The 18507-nt window shown below is 62.0% G+C and carries 16 protein-coding genes; 8 read left to right on the top strand and 8 right to left on the bottom strand.

The genetic code is table 11. The features are described from left to right. Positions 1–14: 14 nt before the first annotated feature. Complete coding sequence (locus tag MAIT1_RS11885) at positions 15–1799, bottom strand: cation:proton antiporter (RefSeq protein WP_158089455.1); 1785 nt, start codon at positions 1797–1799, stop codon at positions 15–17. 209 nt (positions 1800–2008) lie between these two features. On the opposite strand from MAIT1_RS11885, the gene MAIT1_RS11880 reads away from it, so the two are divergent. Beyond that, on the top strand, positions 2009–2422 hold the full coding sequence (locus MAIT1_RS11880) for a hypothetical protein (protein WP_085442478.1): 414 nt from the start codon (positions 2009–2011) through the stop codon (positions 2420–2422). Positions 2423–2522: 100 nt separating this feature from the next. Here MAIT1_RS11880 and MAIT1_RS11875 read toward each other — a convergent pair whose 3' ends face one another. After that, entirely contained in the window at positions 2523–3134 is a 612-nt protein-coding gene (locus tag MAIT1_RS11875) for a VOC family protein (protein ID WP_085442477.1), read from the bottom strand. A gap of 219 nt (positions 3135–3353) precedes the next feature. On the opposite strand from MAIT1_RS11875, the gene MAIT1_RS21850 reads away from it, so the two are divergent. The 6 genes from MAIT1_RS21850 to MAIT1_RS11850 all read left to right on the top strand — a co-directional run bounded on the left by MAIT1_RS21850 (position 3354) and on the right by MAIT1_RS11850 (position 11384). Continuing rightward, positions 3354–3491, top strand: a complete 138-nt coding sequence (locus MAIT1_RS21850) for a hypothetical protein (protein ID WP_158089454.1) — start codon at positions 3354–3356, stop codon at positions 3489–3491. Positions 3492–4001: 510 nt separating this feature from the next. Next, on the top strand, positions 4002–5567 hold the full coding sequence (locus tag MAIT1_RS11870; protein WP_085442476.1) for an inorganic phosphate transporter: 1566 nt from the start codon (positions 4002–4004) through the stop codon (positions 5565–5567). Positions 5568–5852: 285 nt separating this feature from the next. Next, entirely contained in the window at positions 5853–7271 is a 1419-nt protein-coding gene (gene pstC / locus MAIT1_RS11865) for a phosphate ABC transporter permease subunit PstC (RefSeq protein ID WP_085442475.1), read from the top strand. 56 nt (positions 7272–7327) lie between these two features. Continuing rightward, entirely contained in the window at positions 7328–8605 is a 1278-nt protein-coding gene (gene pstA, locus MAIT1_RS11860) for a phosphate ABC transporter permease PstA (protein ID WP_085442474.1), read from the top strand. Positions 8606–8744: 139 nt separating this feature from the next. Beyond that, positions 8745–9491: a phosphate ABC transporter ATP-binding protein PstB gene (gene pstB / locus MAIT1_RS11855; protein ID WP_241893474.1), complete on the top strand. Its 747-nt coding sequence runs from the start codon at positions 8745–8747 to the stop codon at positions 9489–9491. 210 nt (positions 9492–9701) lie between these two features. Further along, a complete protein-coding gene (locus MAIT1_RS11850) occupies positions 9702–11384 on the top strand; it encodes a putative bifunctional diguanylate cyclase/phosphodiesterase (protein ID WP_158089453.1) in 1683 nt (560 codons plus the stop codon). 12 nt (positions 11385–11396) lie between these two features. On the opposite strand, the gene MAIT1_RS11845 is transcribed toward MAIT1_RS11850, so the two are convergent. After that, positions 11397–13811, bottom strand: coding sequence for a heavy metal translocating P-type ATPase (locus tag MAIT1_RS11845; RefSeq protein WP_085442471.1), 2415 nt, complete (start codon positions 13809–13811; stop codon positions 11397–11399). Positions 13812–14005: 194 nt separating this feature from the next. Between MAIT1_RS11845 and MAIT1_RS11840 the strand changes: the two genes are divergently transcribed. Next, a complete protein-coding gene (locus MAIT1_RS11840; protein WP_085442470.1) occupies positions 14006–14314 on the top strand; it encodes an STAS domain-containing protein in 309 nt (102 codons plus the stop codon). A 94-nt stretch (positions 14315–14408) separates the two neighbouring features. Here MAIT1_RS11840 and MAIT1_RS11835 read toward each other — a convergent pair whose 3' ends face one another. The 5 genes from MAIT1_RS11835 to MAIT1_RS11815 form a co-directional block, all read right to left on the bottom strand. Then, entirely contained in the window at positions 14409–14735 is a 327-nt protein-coding gene (locus MAIT1_RS11835; RefSeq protein ID WP_085442469.1) for a hypothetical protein, read from the bottom strand. Positions 14736–14785: 50 nt separating this feature from the next. Next, the gene (locus MAIT1_RS11830; protein ID WP_085442468.1) at positions 14786–15040 is read right to left on the bottom strand and encodes a hypothetical protein; all 255 of its coding nucleotides are present in this window, start codon (positions 15038–15040) and stop codon (positions 14786–14788) included. A gap of 189 nt (positions 15041–15229) precedes the next feature. After that, positions 15230–15991, bottom strand: a complete 762-nt coding sequence (locus MAIT1_RS11825) for an OmpA/MotB family protein (RefSeq protein ID WP_085442467.1) — start codon at positions 15989–15991, stop codon at positions 15230–15232. Between the two features lie 8 nt (positions 15992–15999). Continuing rightward, the gene (locus tag MAIT1_RS11820; RefSeq protein WP_158089452.1) at positions 16000–16899 is read right to left on the bottom strand and encodes an HDOD domain-containing protein; all 900 of its coding nucleotides are present in this window, start codon (positions 16897–16899) and stop codon (positions 16000–16002) included. Then, complete coding sequence (locus tag MAIT1_RS11815; RefSeq protein ID WP_085442465.1) at positions 16892–18481, bottom strand: CHAD domain-containing protein; 1590 nt, start codon at positions 18479–18481, stop codon at positions 16892–16894. The genes MAIT1_RS11820 and MAIT1_RS11815 overlap by 8 nt, the downstream gene beginning before the upstream one ends. Between the last annotated feature and the right edge of the window lie 26 nt (positions 18482–18507).

The following is an 18507-nucleotide window of genomic DNA, read 5'->3' as shown; positions in this document are numbered from 1 at the left end:
ATTTTCGCCGACTGTCAGCCATCCACGCGCTCAGACGCCGACAGAGGCGTCAATGGCGCAGCGCAATCCGACTGTTTGACGCCTGGATCATCACACTCCCGGCAGATGCGCGGCGTGTAGGGCTGGCGCACCTCACAGGTAAGCGCATGGTCGATCAACAGGCGGGCGGCTTCCTCATTATGCCGCACAAGGTGCTTGATGGGCAATCCACTGAGCAACTGCTGCTCGTCGCCATCGGCGGCGGTGACCACAATCACCGGATCCTGACACAGTCGTGAGACCGCCTCGCCGATAAGACGCTTACCGCGACGGTCGCCCAGGGTGATCAACACCGCCGCCGCATCCCGCGCCCAAGCGCGCTCCAGCACATTGGGGTTGGCGGCGTTGCCGAACATCACCGCATCGCCGCGCATCGCGCCCTCCTCCACCGCGCTGCGTTGGTGGTCGATGGCCACCGCAGGATGGCCCAATTCGCCCAGCAGACGCATCGCTTCGCGCCCCACCGCGCCATAGCCGCAGACGATGATGTGCCCCTTCTCCAAGTGCACGGTCTCGGCGCGATCCACCCCGCACAGCACCACATGGTTGTGGTCCGAGGAGATCAAACGCGCCGGATCGGGGCCCAAGTCGGCCCCCCGGGAGCGTGACAGCAGACCGCCGCCATCCTGATGCACCCACTCCAGAATACGCGGCGTGAGCAACATGGTCAGAGCCAGACAGGAGATCACCCACTGGAACAACTCCTCACTGAGCAGCCCTGCCGCTCGCGCCGCCTCAAACAGCGCAAAGGAGAAGCCGCCGCCCTGACACAGCGCCAACCCGGTTTTCAACGCATCGTGATGATCCCCATGGCGCCACGCCGCCAAAGTCGTCATCACGGTCTTCAGCGCCATCAGGGCGATGCTGGCGACGACAATCAAGCCCAGATGCTCCCAGGCGAAGCCGATATTGACCTGCATCCCCACCACAATGAAGAAGGTGGCCAGCAGCAGATCGCGAAATGGCTGCATCTCCGCTTCAATCTGATGTTTATAGCGCGTCTCCGCCAGCATCAGACCCGCCAGAAACGCCCCCAGGGAGTAGGAGAAGCCCAATGCATGGGTCAACCACGCCGCCGACACCGCAATCAGCAGCACCATGGCCAGAAAAATTTCGGAGCGACGCAGATCGCTGACCGCATCCAACGCCCGCCCGAGCACGAACTTGCCGGTCAGATAGATCACCGCCAGCGCCGCCAGCGCCGCCAACACCGTCTCCGCCGCCACCAGCGCCACCGCCTGCTCTTGACGCGCGGCCAAGCCGACCATCAACAGCAACGGAATCATGGAGAGGTCTTGAAACAGCAGCACACCGATAGTCTGACGCCCATAGGGCTTGTTCAGATCGCCGTTGTCATTGAGTTCACGCAGCACGATGGCGGTGGAGGAGAGCGCCGCTCCGGCGCCGATCACCGCCGCCTCCCAGCCGCCGATATCCAATCCAAACACAAGAATGGCCGCGATCACGCCGCTGGTGAGGGCCATCTGCGTGCCGCCCAACGCCAGCGCCTGCCGCGCCATGGCGCGCAACTGCCGCGGCGAGAACTCCAGCCCGATGGTGAACATCAGAAACACGATGCCGAACTCGGAGACCGACTGCAGTAAGGAGGTCTGATCCTGGCGCAGGCCATACAATTCGCCAATCAACAGCCCGGTCATCATATGCGCGATCACCGGCGGCATGCTCAGGCGCTTGAGCAGAACCGACAGCCCCACCGACAGCGCCGCCGCGCCCATGATCAGTAACAGGATATGATCCATACAGCCCTTTCCAGCCATTGCGCCCTTGGCGTCAGCGCAAAAAAAATTGAGCCGAGGCGCATTTTCTCCTCAAGCTCCTGCACCTCAGATCCGAAACAATACCCAAAAGATCCCAAGAAGGGATCGTAAACCGGGAAGATACCCGGGATATCACTGGCCCGAACGCCGCTTGGAAGGCTCAGTTCGGACCTCAGTGAAGGGTTGGGAAAATGAACGCCATCACGCAGTTCCAGCCGGGGACCACGAACGCCTCCCCTTATGGGAAGGTGGCGCAAGGAAGCGCCGGGAAGACCGCTCACAAAACCGAATCGAGCGATCAAGCCGTCAGCTCTGAGAAGAGCTCGGGATTTACCCCACAACCGTTGATCACCGAGAACAAGACCTCGCAACAGGTCGCCCAGCATGGCAGACAGGCCTTCTATGAGTTGATGCCTGATGCGCCCAGCGAAAGCGACATGAAACGATTTATCGATGAGAGTCGCTCTGTGGCGCGCAATATCTACCAACAGAACCCGGTGCGTCAATTCCCCGATTCCAGCCGGGTGCAGGCCGCCTACGAAGCGGCCAAGGACGGATTCAGTCCCTACGAATCCTCCCAATCCCTGACGGAGGCTTACGCCTGATCCGCCACGGCGCAGAAATTTGACCAAACAGAAAGGCTCCCCTCGGGGAGCCTTTCGTCTTTTCGACGCGCATCACATGAGCGGAAGATGAGCCATCGTCCTAGTCCGCCGGTTTGGTGATGCAGCGGATCATCCAGGAGGGCTGTTCAAAGTGTTCGCTGCCCTCGCCCGCCACAATGAGCTGCTCCTCCACCGGGATGGGATCCGGCGGCGGCCAGAACTTGGGATTGGGGTCGGAGTGCATCAGCGCTTCGGTCTGCGCCACATGGTCGCGCAGATCGGCCTGCTCCAACACATTGATCCCCGCTGCATTGCAGGTGAACTCAATGGGGATATTGTTGGGATCGTAGGTGTAGATGGAGAGAAAGTAGCCGTGGTCGATCACATCAGAACAGCCGAAGTCCGCCCCATCCAGACGCCCCATGATCTCCCACAACGCCTTCTCGTCAGGCACGCCAATGGAGAAGTGGTCGAAGGTAAACGGTCCGCTGGCCGGTTCGCCGTGACGCCGCCGCGCAGGCGCCTCCACCCCGGGCCACTCAAAAAACGAGATGCGCGAGTCGTGGGAGATCTCAAAGAAGTATTGCCGGTAGCCGGGTTGGCCATAGGCGTAGATCAGGCGCATACCCAGCAGGTCGCGCCAAAACCGTACGGTCTTTTCGATGTCTCCGGTTGCAAAAGCAGTATGGTGGATGCCTGTGTAGAAGCTCATGGGCGACTCCTTGCCAATCCTGACGCGGCGACCTGTCGCAGCGGCTGCGGCAAAATTCCTCAGACCGCAACAGCGCTTGCGAGCCGCAAGCTGGCTTTAGGGGTTTATTATCCCGTTCTACAAATTTATCGCTAGGATTTTTTCCGAATTCCCGGCATAAATGAACATGCAGGGTCGGTATAACCCGGCCGCGATAGGCTCTGAACCAGGAGACATTCGATGCGAAAAGCCCCTGAATACACCCGCACGATCACTGTTCGCGTGGTCGCTCGCGAGCCCCTTTCGCCCTGGCCGGTTCTGGTGGGCGGATTCGTTTCCCTTGCCGTGGCCAGCGCTTTCCTGCTGTCGCTGCTGTAATCTCCACGCATTCTCGATTCCCGCAGGGCGCGGTCGCGCGCCCCGCTTTCCCCACCCCTCCAAGCAACGCCGACATCGACGCACGTTCGCTTGCGTGAGCGCGCGCCCTGCGCTTGCCCTTCTGACTTTTCCATATCTCCCCGCCAATTCCGCGATGCGGCCAACTCCCGCACATTTTCGTGTTAGAGAGTTGCGCCATACCCGCAGTTCACCACCATGATTTCGCGTTCTAATTTTCTCCTTTCCCCCACTTCACAGCGCCGCTGAATATGAACTTTATGACATCAAACTGGGCGGTTAGTAACTTTTTCGCACTATTTTTATGAATCATTAACACAGGACTGGAAACTCTCGCGTCACGCTTTTAAACTGTAAAAAATTTGCAACAAACCAGCATGCCGCCTGAGGGGTAACGCTGAACACATTGATCGAACGTCGCTTTTTTGTGACGCTCGCGATGGTTTGCAGCCAACTCCCAGACGGTATTGCACGCTCACTGCGGGAGGCGGGATGGAAATTCACGACATCAACAAAATTGAACAGGCCACCCATTGGGGGCGCAAAGAGTTGGGCCGCCTGGGGCTGGGCATCCTGTTCATCATCGGCGTGATGGTCTACGCCAGCAACATCGCCTCTCCAGACGTCAATATCATGCTGGTGGCCGCCGCCATGATCGGCGGTTACATGGCGATGAACATCGGCGCCAATGACGTCGCCAACAACGTCGGCCCCGCAGTGGGATCCCGCGCCTTGTCGCTCACAGGGGCCATCCTCATCGCCGCCATTTTTGAGGCCGCCGGGGCGCTCATCGCAGGCGGCGATGTGGTGGGCACTATCCGCAAAGGGATCATTGATCCGGCCATGATCCCCAATCCGGAGACCTTCGTGTGGCTGATGATGGGCGCGCTGCTGGCGGCGGCGATCTGGCTCAATCTGGCCACGGCGCTGGGCGCGCCGGTCTCCACCACCCACTCCATTGTCGGCGGCGTGCTCGGCGCAGGCATCGCCGCAGGCGGCTGGCACATCGCCAACTGGGCCAAAGTGGGGCAGATCGCCGCCAGCTGGGTGATTTCGCCAGTGCTGGGCGGCGCCATCGCGGCGTTTTTCCTGTTCATCATTAAGCGCAAAATCACCTACCAGGAGGATATGATCTCCGCCTCCAAACGCATGGTGCCGCTACTGGTGGCGCTGATGACCTGGGCCTTCAGCTCCTACCTGATCATGAAAGGCCTCAAAAAAATCTGGAAAACCGACGTCCTCACCGCCATGGGCGTGGGTTTGTGCATCGCCGTGGCTGTCTACCTGATTCTGCTCCCCGTCATTGGCCGGGCGGCGAAATCCATGAGCAATAACAAGGAGAGCGTCAACAGCCTGTTTACCATCCCGCTGATCTTCGCCGCCGCCCTGCTCAGCTTCGCCCACGGCGCCAACGACGTCGCCAACGCCGTCGGGCCTCTGGCCGCCATCAATGGCGTGCTCAGCTCTGGCGGCATGACCGCCAAAGCCGCCATCCCGCTGTGGGTCATGGTGGTGGGCGCAATCGGCATCTCCATCGGTTTGGCGCTGTATGGCCCGCGCTTGATCCGCACCGTCGGCTCGGAGATCACTGAACTGGATCAAAGTCGCGCCTTCTGCATCGCCATGGCCGCCGCCATCACCGTCATTATCGCTTCTCAGCTGGGCCTGCCTGTGAGTTCCACTCACATTGCGGTGGGCGGCGTGTTTGGCGTGGGCTTCCTGCGTGAATATCTGAAAATCTGCTACGCGCGCATGGTGGAGGAGATCCGCGAACACCACGCCGAGGAGGAGCAAGAGGAGCTACAGGCATACCTGGAGCGTTTCAAAAACGCCAGCATTGACGAAAAAGGCCGCATGCTCAAACAGTTAAAAGAGTCGCGCAGCCAACTAGCCCTGACCAAACGCGAAAAGAAAGGGCTGCGCCGCATCTATCGCGAACAGCTGGTGCGCCGCGATCATGTGTACAAAATCGCCGCCGCCTGGGTGATCACCGTACCCGCATCCGGTCTGCTTGCCGCCATGTTCTACTTCATGTTGCGCGGAATGCTGTTGCCGTAAAAAATCCCCAACAACAAATTGCCTCATCAACAAACGCCTCTCCTTTGGAGAGGCGTTTGTTTTTATGCGAAATTTCAACGCTGCTCCGGTAACATAGCGTCGCAAAGAAAGGCATGAAAAGTTACCAACACGTCACACAGTGGACCTCATGCGCCAACGCACGCCCCGCACAATGCGCCGCTCGACTGGCCAAGGCGTCTGAAACTCGCCGCCTTAGCAGTCGATTTCGCCATGATCAACACCGCACGGGCCGCAGAAGCTCGCCGCCGAAGGGACACGCGCCACATGTACGCCACGGCATTACTCCTCATCGCCCTCTTCTGGATCGTCGCTTGGTATATGGGGCGAACGCGCGCTCTGGCCATGATTAAGAGCGGCCGCACCAGCGACCTCCACTCCCGCCCCAGCTACCACGGTCTGTATGTGGCTGTCTGGTGCGGCATTCCAGGCCTGATCATCACCCTGCTGTGGCTGTTGGGGGAGAATACGGTTCTGCAATCGCTGGTGATGAGCAGCTTCCCCGACCTGCCCACCGACGACACCCGCCAGGACGCGATCCAAACCATCATGAGCCAGGTTCGCACGTTGGCCAACGGCGGTGCGCTGTACGGTGAAGTGACTCTGTCGATCAAAAACGCCGTCAGCCACTACGCCCATCTCAAGACCATCAGCTTTATGGCGTTGGGTGTGGTGCTGTTGAGCGCCATGACCCTGGCGCTGCGCCACGCCCGGGGAAAAATCAGCAAGTCATTCCGCGCCCGCAACGAGGTGGAGCGCGTCGTCTCGGTGGTCCTGGTGATCTGCTCGGCCATCTCCATCGTCACCACCGTGGGCATTGTGCTGTCGCTGCTGTTCGAAGCGATGCGCTTCTTCGGTAAGATCCCGCTGCTGGATTTCCTGTTTGGCCTGCAGTGGAGCCCGCAGACGGCGCTGCGCGCCGACCAGGTGGGCGGCTCCGGCTCCTTCGGCGCTATCCCGCTGTTCGTCGGCACCGGCATGATCACTCTCATCGCCATGATGATCGCCGCGCCGGTGGGTCTGCTGGCGGCCATCTACATGTCCGAATACGCCTCGCCGAAGATGCGCGCCATCAGCAAACCGCTGCTGGAGGTGCTGGCGGGAGTTCCCACCGTGGTCTATGGCTTCTTCGCCGCTCTCACCGTGGCTCCGTTGGTCTCTCAGTGGGGCAATGCGGTGATCGGCGCCCTTAACGCCATCGGGTTGAATATTGAATACACGGTGGCCAGCGAGAGCGCTCTGGCCGCTGGCGCGGTGATGGGCATCATGGTGATCCCCCTGGTCTCCTCCCTCTCTGACGACGTCATCAACGCGGTGCCGCAAGCCCTGCGCGAAGGCTCTTACGGTCTGGGCGCAACCCAGGCGGAAACCATCAAACAGGTGATTCTGCCCGCCGCCCTGCCCGGCATCGTCGGCGCCATGCTGCTGGCCATGTCGCGGGCCATCGGCGAAACCATGATCGTGGTGATGGCCGCTGGTCTGTCGGCCAAAATGACCGCCAACCCGCTGGAGGCGATGACCACTGTTACGGTGCAGATCGTCACCCTGCTGGTGGGCGACCAGGAGTTTGATAGCGCCAAGACCCTGGCCGCCTTCGCCTTGGGTCTGACGCTGTTCATCGTCACCCTGGGCTTGAACTTCATCGCTCTGCGCATCGTGCAGAAGTATCGCGAACAGTACGATTGATCACATCGATCAGATTGAACGCGTCCTCCATCCGCACCACTTAGATTGAGAAGCCAATGAGCACGAACGTAGGCAATCCCTTTACCAGCAAATCGGCGCTGGCCCTGCTCAAAAAGCGCAACAACGCAGACCGCAACTTCCGCCTGATGGGGCTTTCCGGCATCGCCCTGGCCGCCATCGCCCTGGCGATTCTGCTGGTCACCATGGCGGGCAATGGCTTCAGCGCCCTATGGCAAAGCCAGATCCAACTCCAGGTCAATCTCGACCCGGAGGTGATCTACGAGCAGGGCAAAACCCCGGAAGAGATGCGCCAGGCCGACTATTTGCGCCTGGTCAAATACGCCCTGCGCGACGCCTTCCCCAAGGTGAAGTCGCGCCGCGACAAAAAGGATCTGTATCGGCTGGTCAGCCCCATCGTGCAGTTTGATCTGGCCCACTATGTAGCCAAAAATCCGGACCAGATCGGCCAGACCGTCACCCTGTGGATGCTCGCCTCCGACGATGTCGACATGAAGCTCAAAGGGCTGGTGGACGGCAACGGCGGCTTGAGCGACAAGCAGGCCGCCTGGGTCGAGGAGCTCCTCTCCCAGGGCAAATTGGAAAAACAGTTCAACGCCCGCTTCTTTACCGATGGCCCGTCGCGCGACCCGGAAGCAGCCGGCATCTACGGCGCCATTGTCGGCTCCTTCCTGACCATGGTGATCTGCTTCTTGGTCTCCTTCCCCATCGGCCTACTCACTGCGGTCTATCTGGAGGAGTTCTCCAAGCGCAACCGCTTGAGCGACTTCATTGAGATCAACATCAACAACCTGGCCGCCGTGCCCTCCATCGTGTTCGGTCTGTTGGGTCTGGTGCTGTTCATCAATCTGATGCACATCCCCCGCTCGGCGCCGCTGGTGGGCGGCCTGACCATGGCGTTGATGACCCTGCCCACCATCATCATCGCCACCCGCGCGGCGCTCAATGCGGTGCCGCCCTCCATCCGCGAAGCCGCGCGCGGCGTGGGCGCCTCCTCGCTGCAGGTGGTGGTGCACCATGTGGTGCCCCTGGCCATGCCCGGCATCCTCACCGGCACCATCATCGGCATGGCGCGCGCCCTGGGCGAAACCGCCCCGCTGTTGATGATCGGCATGGTCGCCTTCGTGATGGATATCCCCGGCAGCTTCACCGACGCGGCCACCGTGCTGCCGGTGCAGATCTACCTGTGGGCGGATATGCCCGAACGCGCCTTCATGGAGAAGACCGCCGCCGCCACCCTGGTGCTGCTGGGTTTCCTGGTGGTGATGAACGCCATCGCCGTGGTGATGCGCAAACGCTTTGAACGTCGCTGGTAGGGCGCGCTACGCCTCTTGCTGCACAACTGACTCATCCCGCCGCAAACGCGGCTGACTGGTACAGGGAGATCCATTGAACATGGATACGCAAGCCAACATGAATGAAACCGCCGCCGCCCAGACCCTGGATGCGCATAAGATGATCGTGCGCAACGCCAAAGTGTACTATGGCGACAACGAGGCGCTGCACGGCATCGACCTGGACATCCCCGAACGTCAGGTCACCGCCTTGATCGGCCCCTCCGGCTGCGGCAAGTCGACCTTCCTGCGCTGCTTGAACCGCATGAACGACACCATCGACGGCTGCCGCGTCACCGGCGACATCCGCCTTGATGGCGAAGATATCTACGATCCCAATGTGGACGTGGTGCAGGTGCGCGCCCGCGTGGGCATGGTGTTCCAAAAGCCCAACCCGTTCCCCAAGTCGATCTATGACAACATCGCCTATGGCCCGCGCATCCACGGTCTGGCCAAGGATCGCACCGAACTGGACGAGATCGTCATGACCAGTCTCGAGCGCGCTGGTCTGCTGGGCGAAGTGAAGGATCGTCTCAGCTCGCCGGGCACTGGCCTGTCCGGCGGTCAGCAGCAGCGTCTGTGTATCGCCCGCGCCATTGCGGTGTCGCCCGAGGTGATCCTGATGGACGAGCCCTGCTCGGCCCTGGACCCCATCGCCACCGCCAAGATCGAAGAGTTGATCGACGAGATCAAAGAGAACTACACCATCGTCATCGTCACCCACTCCATGCAGCAGGCGGCGCGGGTGTCGCAAAAGACCGCCTTCTTCCATTTGGGCGATCTGGTGGAGGTGAACGACACCGAGACCATGTTCACCAACCCCTCCGACGAACGCACCCAAGGCTACATCACCGGTCGCTTCGGTTAACGCACTGCTCTGCGCGGCGGCGCCCGCCGCCGCGCAGATATGCGCACGCTTTCCCCCCCACTGAATCCCCCCAATATCTTCACAAATAGCGTCACTTCTCTTTTATAGGTTGTGAGTCGACGTTACCTGTTACAAAATTGGCGAGATTGCACCCTAAGTCTTTTTACCTGGGCGCCAGAGTCCATCTGGCGTAAGTAGGCGATGGCCAATATGCACGCATTTGAACCGTCACAATTGGGAACCCTCCTGGAAGCGTTGCCCGATGGCGTAGTGGCCCATGATGGCGACGCCATTCTCTACGCCAACGTCGCCGCCGCCGCGCTGTTCCAATTGCCCGACGCCGCCGCCGTCACCCAAAGCGTCTTCAGCGACCATTTTCACCCGGAAGAGCGCCAGCCGGTGCAGCAACTGCTGCTGGCGCAAGCCAACGCTGAAGCCGACCGCCGCCCGCTGGAGATGCGGCTGCGGCATGACGATGGCGAACTGCCGCGCTTTATCGAAGCGATCACCGCCCGTGCCGAGACCCACGAACACGGCCTGTTTCAGATCACCACCCTGCGGGACATCTCGGAAAAAAAGCGCGCCGAAGAGCGCATCCGCCATCAGGCCAACTACGACGCTTTGACCGGTCTGCCCAACCGCGCCCTGTTCATCGAGCGGTTGAAACACGAACTGGTGCGCGCCGACCGCTCCGACAGCCGTGTGGCGCTGATGTTTATCGACCTGGATCGCTTCAAATGGGTCAATGACACCCTGGGCCACTCCGCCGGCGACGAACTTCTCAAAGAATCCTCGCGGCGCCTGCTTAAGTGCCATCGTCAGTCCGATACCGTGGCGAGACTGGGCGGCGACGAGTTTACCGTGATCCTGCCGGACATGGCGCGCGGCCCCTACGCCGAGCGCGTGGCCGCCGAAGTGATTCGTCAACTGTGTCTGCCGTTTACCCTGGAGGGACAGGAGGTGACCATCTCCGGTTCGGTGGGGGTGACGGTGTTCCCCGACGACGCCCAGGACCTGGACTCCCTGCTCAAGAACGCCGATGCGGCCATGTACAAGGCCAAATCCGATGGCCGCAACAACTACCGCTTCTTCACCTCGGACATGCACGACGAGGCGATGGAGCGGATGCAGTTGGAGAAGGATCTGCTCAAGGCCATCGAGGCGCGTGAGTTGACCCTCAGCTATCTGCCCATTTTCGATATGCAGAGCGACGGCGCCCTGCGCGGCGCCGAAGCGCTTCTGCGCTGGAGCCACCCGACGCGCGGCTACATCTCGCCGGAACTGTTTGTGCCCATCGCCGAAGAGACCGGCATGATCGCCGAACTCACCGAATGGGCTATCGACACCGGCTTGGCGCAAGCGGCGCGCTGGCGCGCTCAGCACCCGGCGGCCAAAGAGTTCTTCCTCTCGGCCAACCTCTCCTGCACCCGCTGTCGCGAGCTCTCCACCGACAACCGCATCCCGGAAATTCTGGAAAAGAATGGCCTGCCGCCCAGCGCCTTGGTGCTGGAGATCACCGAGAACATCATTATGGAGGATGAGCCGCGCGCCATGTCCATGCTCAATCACCTGCGCGAAATCGGCGTGGAGTTGTGGCTGGATGACTTCGGCACCGGCTTCTCATCGCTCTCCGTGCTGCGCAAGCTGCCGGTCTCCGGAGTCAAGATCGACCGCGCCTTTGTGCCGGACATCATCTCCGATAATGAAGCGGCGGTGCTGGTGGAGACCATCATGTCCATGGCCCACAGCCTGGATCGCGTCATCATCGGCGAAGGGGTGGAGAGCGTGGAGCAGGCGCAATTCCTCAAAGCGCGCGGATGCCACTTTGTGCAGGGGTATCACTACGGCAAACCCGCCGACGCCGAAGAGTTCGCCAAATTCTTCGAGACCTGAGCGCCGCTTGTCTCACATGGAAAATGGCGGCTGAAAACGCCGCAGACGCAACGCATTGAGCACCACCGTCACGCTGGAGAGTCCCATGGCTCCCGCCGCCAATGCAGGCGATAGCGTCAGGCCGAAACTGGCGAATACCCCTGCCGCGACAGGTATCAATGTGACGTTGTAGGCGAAAGCCCAGAACAGATTCTGTTTGATGATGCGCATCACCGCGCGCGAGAGTCCCAACGCCGTGGCCACGCCGCGCGGGTCACTGCCCATCAACGCCATGTCCGCCGTCTCCATGGCCACATCCGAACCGCCGCCCATGGCCACCCCCACGTCGGCCTGAGCCAATGCCGGGGCGTCATTGATCCCATCGCCGATCATCGCCACCCGCGCCCCCTGATTGCGTAACTCAGCAGTCAAATCGGCTTTGCCATCGGGTAGTTGCTCGGCGTGTATATCCGCCTCGGCGAGCCCCAGTTGCGCCCCCACATAACGCGCGGCGGCGGCGTTATCGCCGGTCACCATAAGACAGCGCACCCCCTGCTCCCGCAGCAAAGCCAGCGCCTGAGCAGCTTGCGGTTTGGGCGCATCCGCCACCGCCAGGAAGCCGCGATAGGCCCCCTCCACAGCGATCAGCATCACCGTCTTGCCTTCCCCTTCCAGTTGCCGCACCACCGCTTGTTGCGCGTCCGGAACGTCCACCCCCTGACTGATGATCCAGTGCGGCGCGCCCACCAGCACCTTCTTCTCCTCCACCCGACCACGCACCCCGCGCCCCGCCAACGCTTTGAAGCTTTTGACCGGCCGCTCACAATCGATCTGCGCGGTTTGCAATCCCGTAACGATGGCGCGCGCCACCGGATGCTCTGCATGACGCTCGACCGATCCCGCCAGCGAGGCCGCCTCAAGATCCGCCGGGCCATCGGTGAGTTCTGGCTTACCCTGGGTCAACGTGCCGGTTTTATCGAACAGCGCCACGTCGATGCGCCCGGCGCTCTCCAGCACATCGCCGCCACGAATCAGAATACCCAACTCCGCCCCGCGCCCGGAGCCCACCATCACCGCTATGGGGGTGGCCAAGCCCAGCGCGCAGGGGCACGCCACGATCATCACCGCGATGAATCGGCTCATCGCCTCGCCCACAGTGGCGTCAGGCACGGCAAACGCCCAAATCGAGCCCGTCAGCGTCGCCAGCGTCACCACCACCGGGACAAAAACTCCCGCGATGCGATCGGCCAGACGCGCAATGGGCGGTTTGGCCGCCTGCGCCTGGCGCACCCGTTCGATAATATGCGCCAACGCGGTGTCGCGCCCCACCCGCTCGGCGCGCATGGTCAGGGAGCCGTGGCCGTTGATGGTTCCCCCCGCCAGCGCGTCGCCCACGGATTTATCCACCGGCATGGATTCGCCGGTGAGCAGGGACTCATCCACCGTCGATTCACCCTCGGTGGCGACGCCATCCACAGGAATGCGCTCACCGGGACGCACCCGCAGCAGGTCGCCCACCCGCACCTGCGTCAGCGGGATCTGCTGCTCGTCGCCATCGGCGTCAATGCGTATCGCCTGGTGCGGCGTCAGATCCATCAACTGCCGAATCGCCTGGGAGGCTCTGCCCTTGGCGCGCGCCTCCAGATAGCGGCCGATCAGAATCAGCGTGATGATCATGGCGGCGGTGTCGAAGTAGACATGGCCGCCGCTGGCTGCGCCCCATGGCGGGTTAAGGGCAACCAACACTGAGAACAGATAGGCGCTCAAACTGCCCACGCTGACCAGCACGTTCATATTGGCCGAGCCGTGGCGCAACACCCGCCAGGCGCCCGCGTGGAACCCCCAGCCCGACCAGAACGTCACCGGCGTGGCCAGCGCCCAGAGCAGCAGATTGCGCCAGCCGCTCTGCGGCGCCAGTTGCATCGCCGCCATCCCCGCCAGAGTCAAAACCACGCCGCCCCAGAGCCGCTGGCGCAGCGTCGCCAACTCCTGTTCTCGACGCGCGTCGGCCTGGGCTTGGGCGGCCTCTTCGGCGCCCTCCACATCCATCTCGTAACCGACTTTGCGCACCGCTTCGGCCAGTTGCTCCGGCTCCACCACCCCCGCGACATAGGCGACCAAGGCTTCGCCATTGGCCAGATCGACTGTGGCGCGGGTCACGCCGGTGAGAGCGGCCAGCGCCGCCTCGGTCTTGTTCACACACGAAGCGCAACTGAGCCCGCTGATGGGATAGCGCGCCTCCCGGCGCGGCACATCAAAACCACAGGCGCTGACAATGGCCTCCAACTCCGCCAATGAAATCTCACCAGAAATGCGCGCCTGCGCCGTAGCCAAGTTGACGCTGGCGTCATTTATCCGCATATCTTCATTGAGCTTTTTCTCCAACCGGCTGGAGCATGCCGCACAACTCATTCCAGATACTGGAATTCGCCAGGAGTCCATGTTCATCTTCACATTCCGTCCAGGTCTGGCAAAACTCTGGAGTTTTGCATGTTCTGACATTGTAAATGCGCTTTTTTTCGATTTATAATCACTTAATAGCTGCTTGTTTAAACAGTAGAGCACAAGAGAGTGCTGTGCGTCACACCGCACGCTTTAGACGGCGTTGCATTGCTCCTGACTGATCTGGCAAGGATACGATGATGAGCGATTCCTCCATAGACATAAAAATCTCCGGTCGCAACGTCGCCATTACGCCACGGGGGAAACTCTCCATCAACAACGGGTTTGATGAAACCCGTCCGGTGCTGAATCAATTCCGGGATGAAAAGGCCGAGAGCATCGAGGTGGACCTGACCCACTGTACCCATATAGACAGTTCCGGGCTGGGTCTGTTGCTGATGTTGCAGGAGGCGTGCGCCAACAAGGTGCGTCTGCTGCACCCGCAACCCGGCGTGGCCAGCGTGCTGAAAACCGCGCTGATGGAACGCATTATGGAGGTGGTGGCGTAACGCCGCCAACCCGCTTTTGCTTGCCAGTAGCCTGGAAAAGTGAGAACAGAATCATGCGGAAAGCTGTGCGCAACCAGCTTGCGCACAAGGAAAGCTACTCTCTCGGATTCTCCGAGGCGAAGCGTTTGACCCACCACTCATCGGGCGGCAGGTACTTCTCCACCTCCTGCCGTTCAAACGAGTAGCGATACTTCTCGCAGTACGCCTCCAGCAGCGCCTGTGCCTCCAAAATCTCCCGCGTCTTTGCATTGCACAAATCCGCTTTGTCCACTGGATTCAGGTCAGGGTGCCAACGCTTGAGCAAGCGTTTAACGGCGGCGTCAATCTCCTGCAGCGAGGCGCTCATGCCCAGCCCCAGAGACTCCCTGGCCTCGGTGATGCGATCGTAATATCCCGGTCGGTTCTTGCTCTGGCCCGCCACGCAGCTATCCCACCTTCTCCCGCGCGGCCGGTTCGGCGCCAACAGCGGGATTATCTCTTCTTCATCAACTCCCGCTCCTGCTTGTGCTGACGCAGCAGGTCATCCATCTCACCGGCAAAGAAGCTGATCTGGATGTAGCGACCGGAGTTGCAGTTTCGGCACTGGGAGCCGGCGCTGGCCCACCCTTTGATGCCGCTGCGCGAGCCGGTGCAGTCATTCTGACCACAACGGATCTCATCACAGTGATTGCATTTGTAGATGCGCGCGGGACGCCCGCCGCAAACCGGACAACGTACTTGGGACATGGTGTCTCCCCCTCATGGCGAATCCGCGCGCGCCGCCCGCCACAGGCCGCGCCGCACGATTGTTCGCCTTGCAACGACGAAGACCCGCCCATGCGATCTCCGTATAATGTCTGTTGTTCCACTCTATCGTCAATCAGCCCGCGCCACATCAGGAAAAAATCGTTATTTGGGAAAAATAGCGCTGTGGTCTCAAGACTTTTTATACACGTCTGGGGCCTTTTGCAGCTCCGGCGGCACCTCTTTGATCACCTCGTCGGGCTTATTGGGTAGCGGACAGCGCCCCATCTCCATGTTCAGCAACGGCGCCAGCGGCGCGGTGTCATCCAGGGTGCGGAACTCCAACCGGATCTCCACCCGACGCGACGCCTCGCGGGATTCGCGCACGCTGGTGGTGGTGGCGCCGTCAATGACAATCATCCGCTGCAACAACCGCTTATCTTCCATGGGCACATCGGTGGACATCAGCGCGCACAACACCGCCTGAGCGCGATTGAGGCTCAGATGCACATTGTACAGGTAGGTGCCGATGTCGTCGGTATAGCCTTCGATGTGGATGCGCTTGAGCCACTTGCCACCCGCTTCGCGGCGCTGGGAATCCAGCAGCAGCGGCACGAACGCTTGCAAGCTCTCAATGGTCTGCGGGTGCAGATAGTAGCTATCGAGGCCGAACTGGGCTTGATCGCCAAAGCCGATGGTCTGTGCGTTGCGATCCACCACCAGGGGCAGTTTGGCTTCACGCCCGGCCTGCTCCAGGTCGTCGAAGATCTCGCCAATCTGCACTTCGCGCTCCTTCATGCGGGCTTCATCGCGAGAGGCCACCGCCACCATGGAGATGCTCATCACTACCAGAAACAGCATCACCAACGCCGTCATCAGGTCGGCATAGCTGATCCAGAACGGATTATCCGCCGTCTCGGTCCGTCTTGCCTGTGTGGCGATGCGCACGGACATAATCGCTCCTACTCCACCTCGGCCGGATCCAACGCGCCGGCGCGCGCAATCTGATCGTTGAGAACGCTCCACTCCGAGGGCGTCAGATGCAGCGCCACCAGCAGCGCAGGCCCCTGCTCACGCCACTGGGCGTCGGATGTCTGTCCGGCAAGGCGCAAAGCCAGACTGAGAATCCCCTGCAGCGCCGCCACCGTGCGCTCGGAGGCGGGTTGATCCGGGCGCAGAAAGCGCACCCCATCATGGTGCGCCGCCACCGCGCGACAGAGCGCCTTGGGCAGCCCCCAATCGCGCCACGCCAGCCAACCGGCCAGCGTATGATCAAACCCGTAACGGCTGCGCTCGGCGGCCAGCAGCTCTGCGCCGTCGCTGTGGACATGCTCATCACACAGGGCGGCGTAGTCACGGAAACGGCGCGTCATCAACATCGCCCCCGCATCGTGCAGCAGTCCCAAAGTGTGGGCCACATCCGGCGCCACGCTGGGCAGATGCCCGCTGAGCATCGCGCCAGCGCGCTGCGGCAGCAGCGCCGCCAGCAGTTCACACACCCGCGCACAGATCTGGGCGCGCAGACGAATTTCATGAGCGGGCGAGCCCATCACCGCCAACGGCGCATCCAGGAACTGCTCCGCCACCAACTCGCGCAAGCCGCCAAAACCCAGCAGCATCACCGCCTCGCGCACCGAGGCGATTTTACCCTGATAGCCGCTCAGATTGTGATTGGCCGCGCGCAGCACTGCGGCGGAGAGGGCCATATCACGACCGATGGCGTCGGCGGCCACCGCCAGATCCGGCGCAAATGCGCTCTGCGCCTTGAACGCCTCCAGCAACCCTTGGGGCCGCGACGGCAACTCCGTCTCCTCCAGCGCCTCACGGGCGGCGGCGATCTCCTGGTCGCTCCAGTTACTCATGGGGCGTCTCCTCGGCGGCGTCCAACGGCGGCGCACCCAACCAGAAGGGCGGACAGTTGGCCGCATGGCGCCACGCCTCGCGCCCTTCATGACGCATCTCCGCTGCGCGCGCGCCCAACCAACCGGTAAGCATGTGCAGCAGCTCCTGCGGCAGGGTCTGTTTCAGACGACCCAACGGCGCCATGCCGTCGAGGAGCATGCGCTGCTCTTCGGCCAGACGCCGCCAACGCGCCATGGCGGTTTGGTACTCACGCCGCGGTTTGGCGTCGATAAAAGCGTCGCCCAACAGCGCCAGCGCATCATCCTGGGCGCGTCCCGGCCACTCCGGCGCATCGGGATGGCTGGCGTCGAAACCGAAACGCACCCCCTGGCGGCGGATAAAGCGGTGCCCCAGGGAGAACTGCTCGGCGGCAAAGGTTTTGACTTCGCCCTCAAACGCCAAGCGCTCCTCCTGATCGAAGCGATTGCGCCAGCCACGCCCGGTCATCCAGTGGTAGAGCCCCAGCAGGAAGCGGGCAAAGCGCGGATGCGCCAACGCCTCCTGCAAACGCGCGCGGGCCTCGCGCCAGCGGGCGTCGGATTCGCTCATCATGGCGGCCACGCCGGGCAGATCGGCGAAGTGTTCGGAGAACGGCGCCAACAGACTCTGGCGCAAGGCGCCCCAGGCGCGCGCCTCATCCAAACGCTCCTCAATCCACGCCAACTCGCCGCCCATGGCCTGACGGATCCCATCGGGGATGCTGGGAGCAAACCACGACTCCATCAAACGCAATCGCCGTACGCCATCGAGCAGAGTGGCGTGCCCCTGCATCCACACCGCGCCCTGTCCATGGCTCACCAACGGCAAGGCGGCGACCATGGCGTCGAGGACGTTCTGATTGATGCGGCCATAGGCCTGATCCAGATGCATATCCGGGCGCAGGGCGTTGCGCCGCGGCGCGCGCGGTTGCAGGGCGTCAGGGCGCCGCGCCGCCTGCCAGCGCGCGGGTGGCCCCAACGGCGTCAGCGCCGCATGCAGATAGTGCATGATCGCCAGCGAGACTTCATAAAAACGCGACGGCGAACCGCTGGTCAGCTCCAGCTCGATCTCGCGATAGGGCTCCACGCAGTCGCCATCATCCAGCGCCCCCACCTCCTCGCGCACCACCAGTTTATCGCCGTTAGGAAACGCCAGTTTCCAGGTGCGCCGCTCATAATTGAGGATAAAGCAACGCCGCAGTTGCGCCAGGTCGATGCCGCCGATCTGCCCCAAGGTGTCGGTTGAGGCCGCCAGTTGCGAAAGATTGAGTTGCGCATCGCTGGGCGCCGGACCTTGCCAGATCAGCAGCGCACGCCCTTCAGGCACATGCGGCGCGGCCAAACCGACATTGAGCAGGCGCTGAATCGGCGCGCCCTGAGGCCCGCGCCCCACTTGCAGATCCACCCCCCGCGCGGCCAGATCCAGATCCGGCGTATCGAAGAAGGCGGTGCGCCCCTGGATGCGCGACTGCTTGGCGCACGCCGCGCCGATGAGGGGGTGGGTGGCCACGGTGTCCGGCGCGCCGACGCCGGGGCGCATGCGCAAAATACGCGGCCCGCTCACGCAGTGCGCTCCGCAAGCAGAGACGT

This window comes from Magnetofaba australis IT-1 (assembly GCF_002109495.1).
Lineage (GTDB): Bacteria > Pseudomonadota > Magnetococcia > Magnetococcales > Magnetococcaceae > Magnetofaba > Magnetofaba australis.
This window is presented reverse-complemented; position numbering and strand designations above follow the sequence as displayed.

Bases quoted from the DNA above. Each gene is read 5' to 3' on its own strand.
- MAIT1_RS11885 (WP_158089455.1), bottom strand. From the start codon at position 1,799: ATGGATCATATCCTGTTACTGATCATGGGCGCGGCGGCGCTGTCGGTG.
- MAIT1_RS11880 (WP_085442478.1), top strand. From the start codon at position 2,009: ATGAACGCCATCACGCAGTTCCAGCCGGGGACCACGAACGCCTCCCCT.
- MAIT1_RS11875 (WP_085442477.1), bottom strand. From the start codon at position 3,134: ATGAGCTTCTACACAGGCATCCACCATACTGCTTTTGCAACCGGAGAC.
- MAIT1_RS21850 (WP_158089454.1), top strand. From the start codon at position 3,354: ATGCGAAAAGCCCCTGAATACACCCGCACGATCACTGTTCGCGTGGTC.
- MAIT1_RS11870 (WP_085442476.1), top strand. From the start codon at position 4,002: ATGGAAATTCACGACATCAACAAAATTGAACAGGCCACCCATTGGGGG.
- pstC (WP_085442475.1), top strand. From the start codon at position 5,853: ATGTACGCCACGGCATTACTCCTCATCGCCCTCTTCTGGATCGTCGCT.
- pstA (WP_085442474.1), top strand. From the start codon at position 7,328: ATGAGCACGAACGTAGGCAATCCCTTTACCAGCAAATCGGCGCTGGCC.
- pstB (WP_241893474.1), top strand. From the start codon at position 8,745: ATGATCGTGCGCAACGCCAAAGTGTACTATGGCGACAACGAGGCGCTG.
- MAIT1_RS11850 (WP_158089453.1), top strand. From the start codon at position 9,702: ATGCACGCATTTGAACCGTCACAATTGGGAACCCTCCTGGAAGCGTTG.
- MAIT1_RS11845 (WP_085442471.1), bottom strand. From the start codon at position 13,811: ATGAACATGGACTCCTGGCGAATTCCAGTATCTGGAATGAGTTGTGCG.
- MAIT1_RS11840 (WP_085442470.1), top strand. From the start codon at position 14,006: ATGAGCGATTCCTCCATAGACATAAAAATCTCCGGTCGCAACGTCGCC.
- MAIT1_RS11830 (WP_085442468.1), bottom strand. From the start codon at position 15,040: ATGTCCCAAGTACGTTGTCCGGTTTGCGGCGGGCGTCCCGCGCGCATC.
- MAIT1_RS11825 (WP_085442467.1), bottom strand. From the start codon at position 15,991: ATGTCCGTGCGCATCGCCACACAGGCAAGACGGACCGAGACGGCGGAT.
- MAIT1_RS11820 (WP_158089452.1), bottom strand. From the start codon at position 16,899: ATGAGTAACTGGAGCGACCAGGAGATCGCCGCCGCCCGTGAGGCGCTG.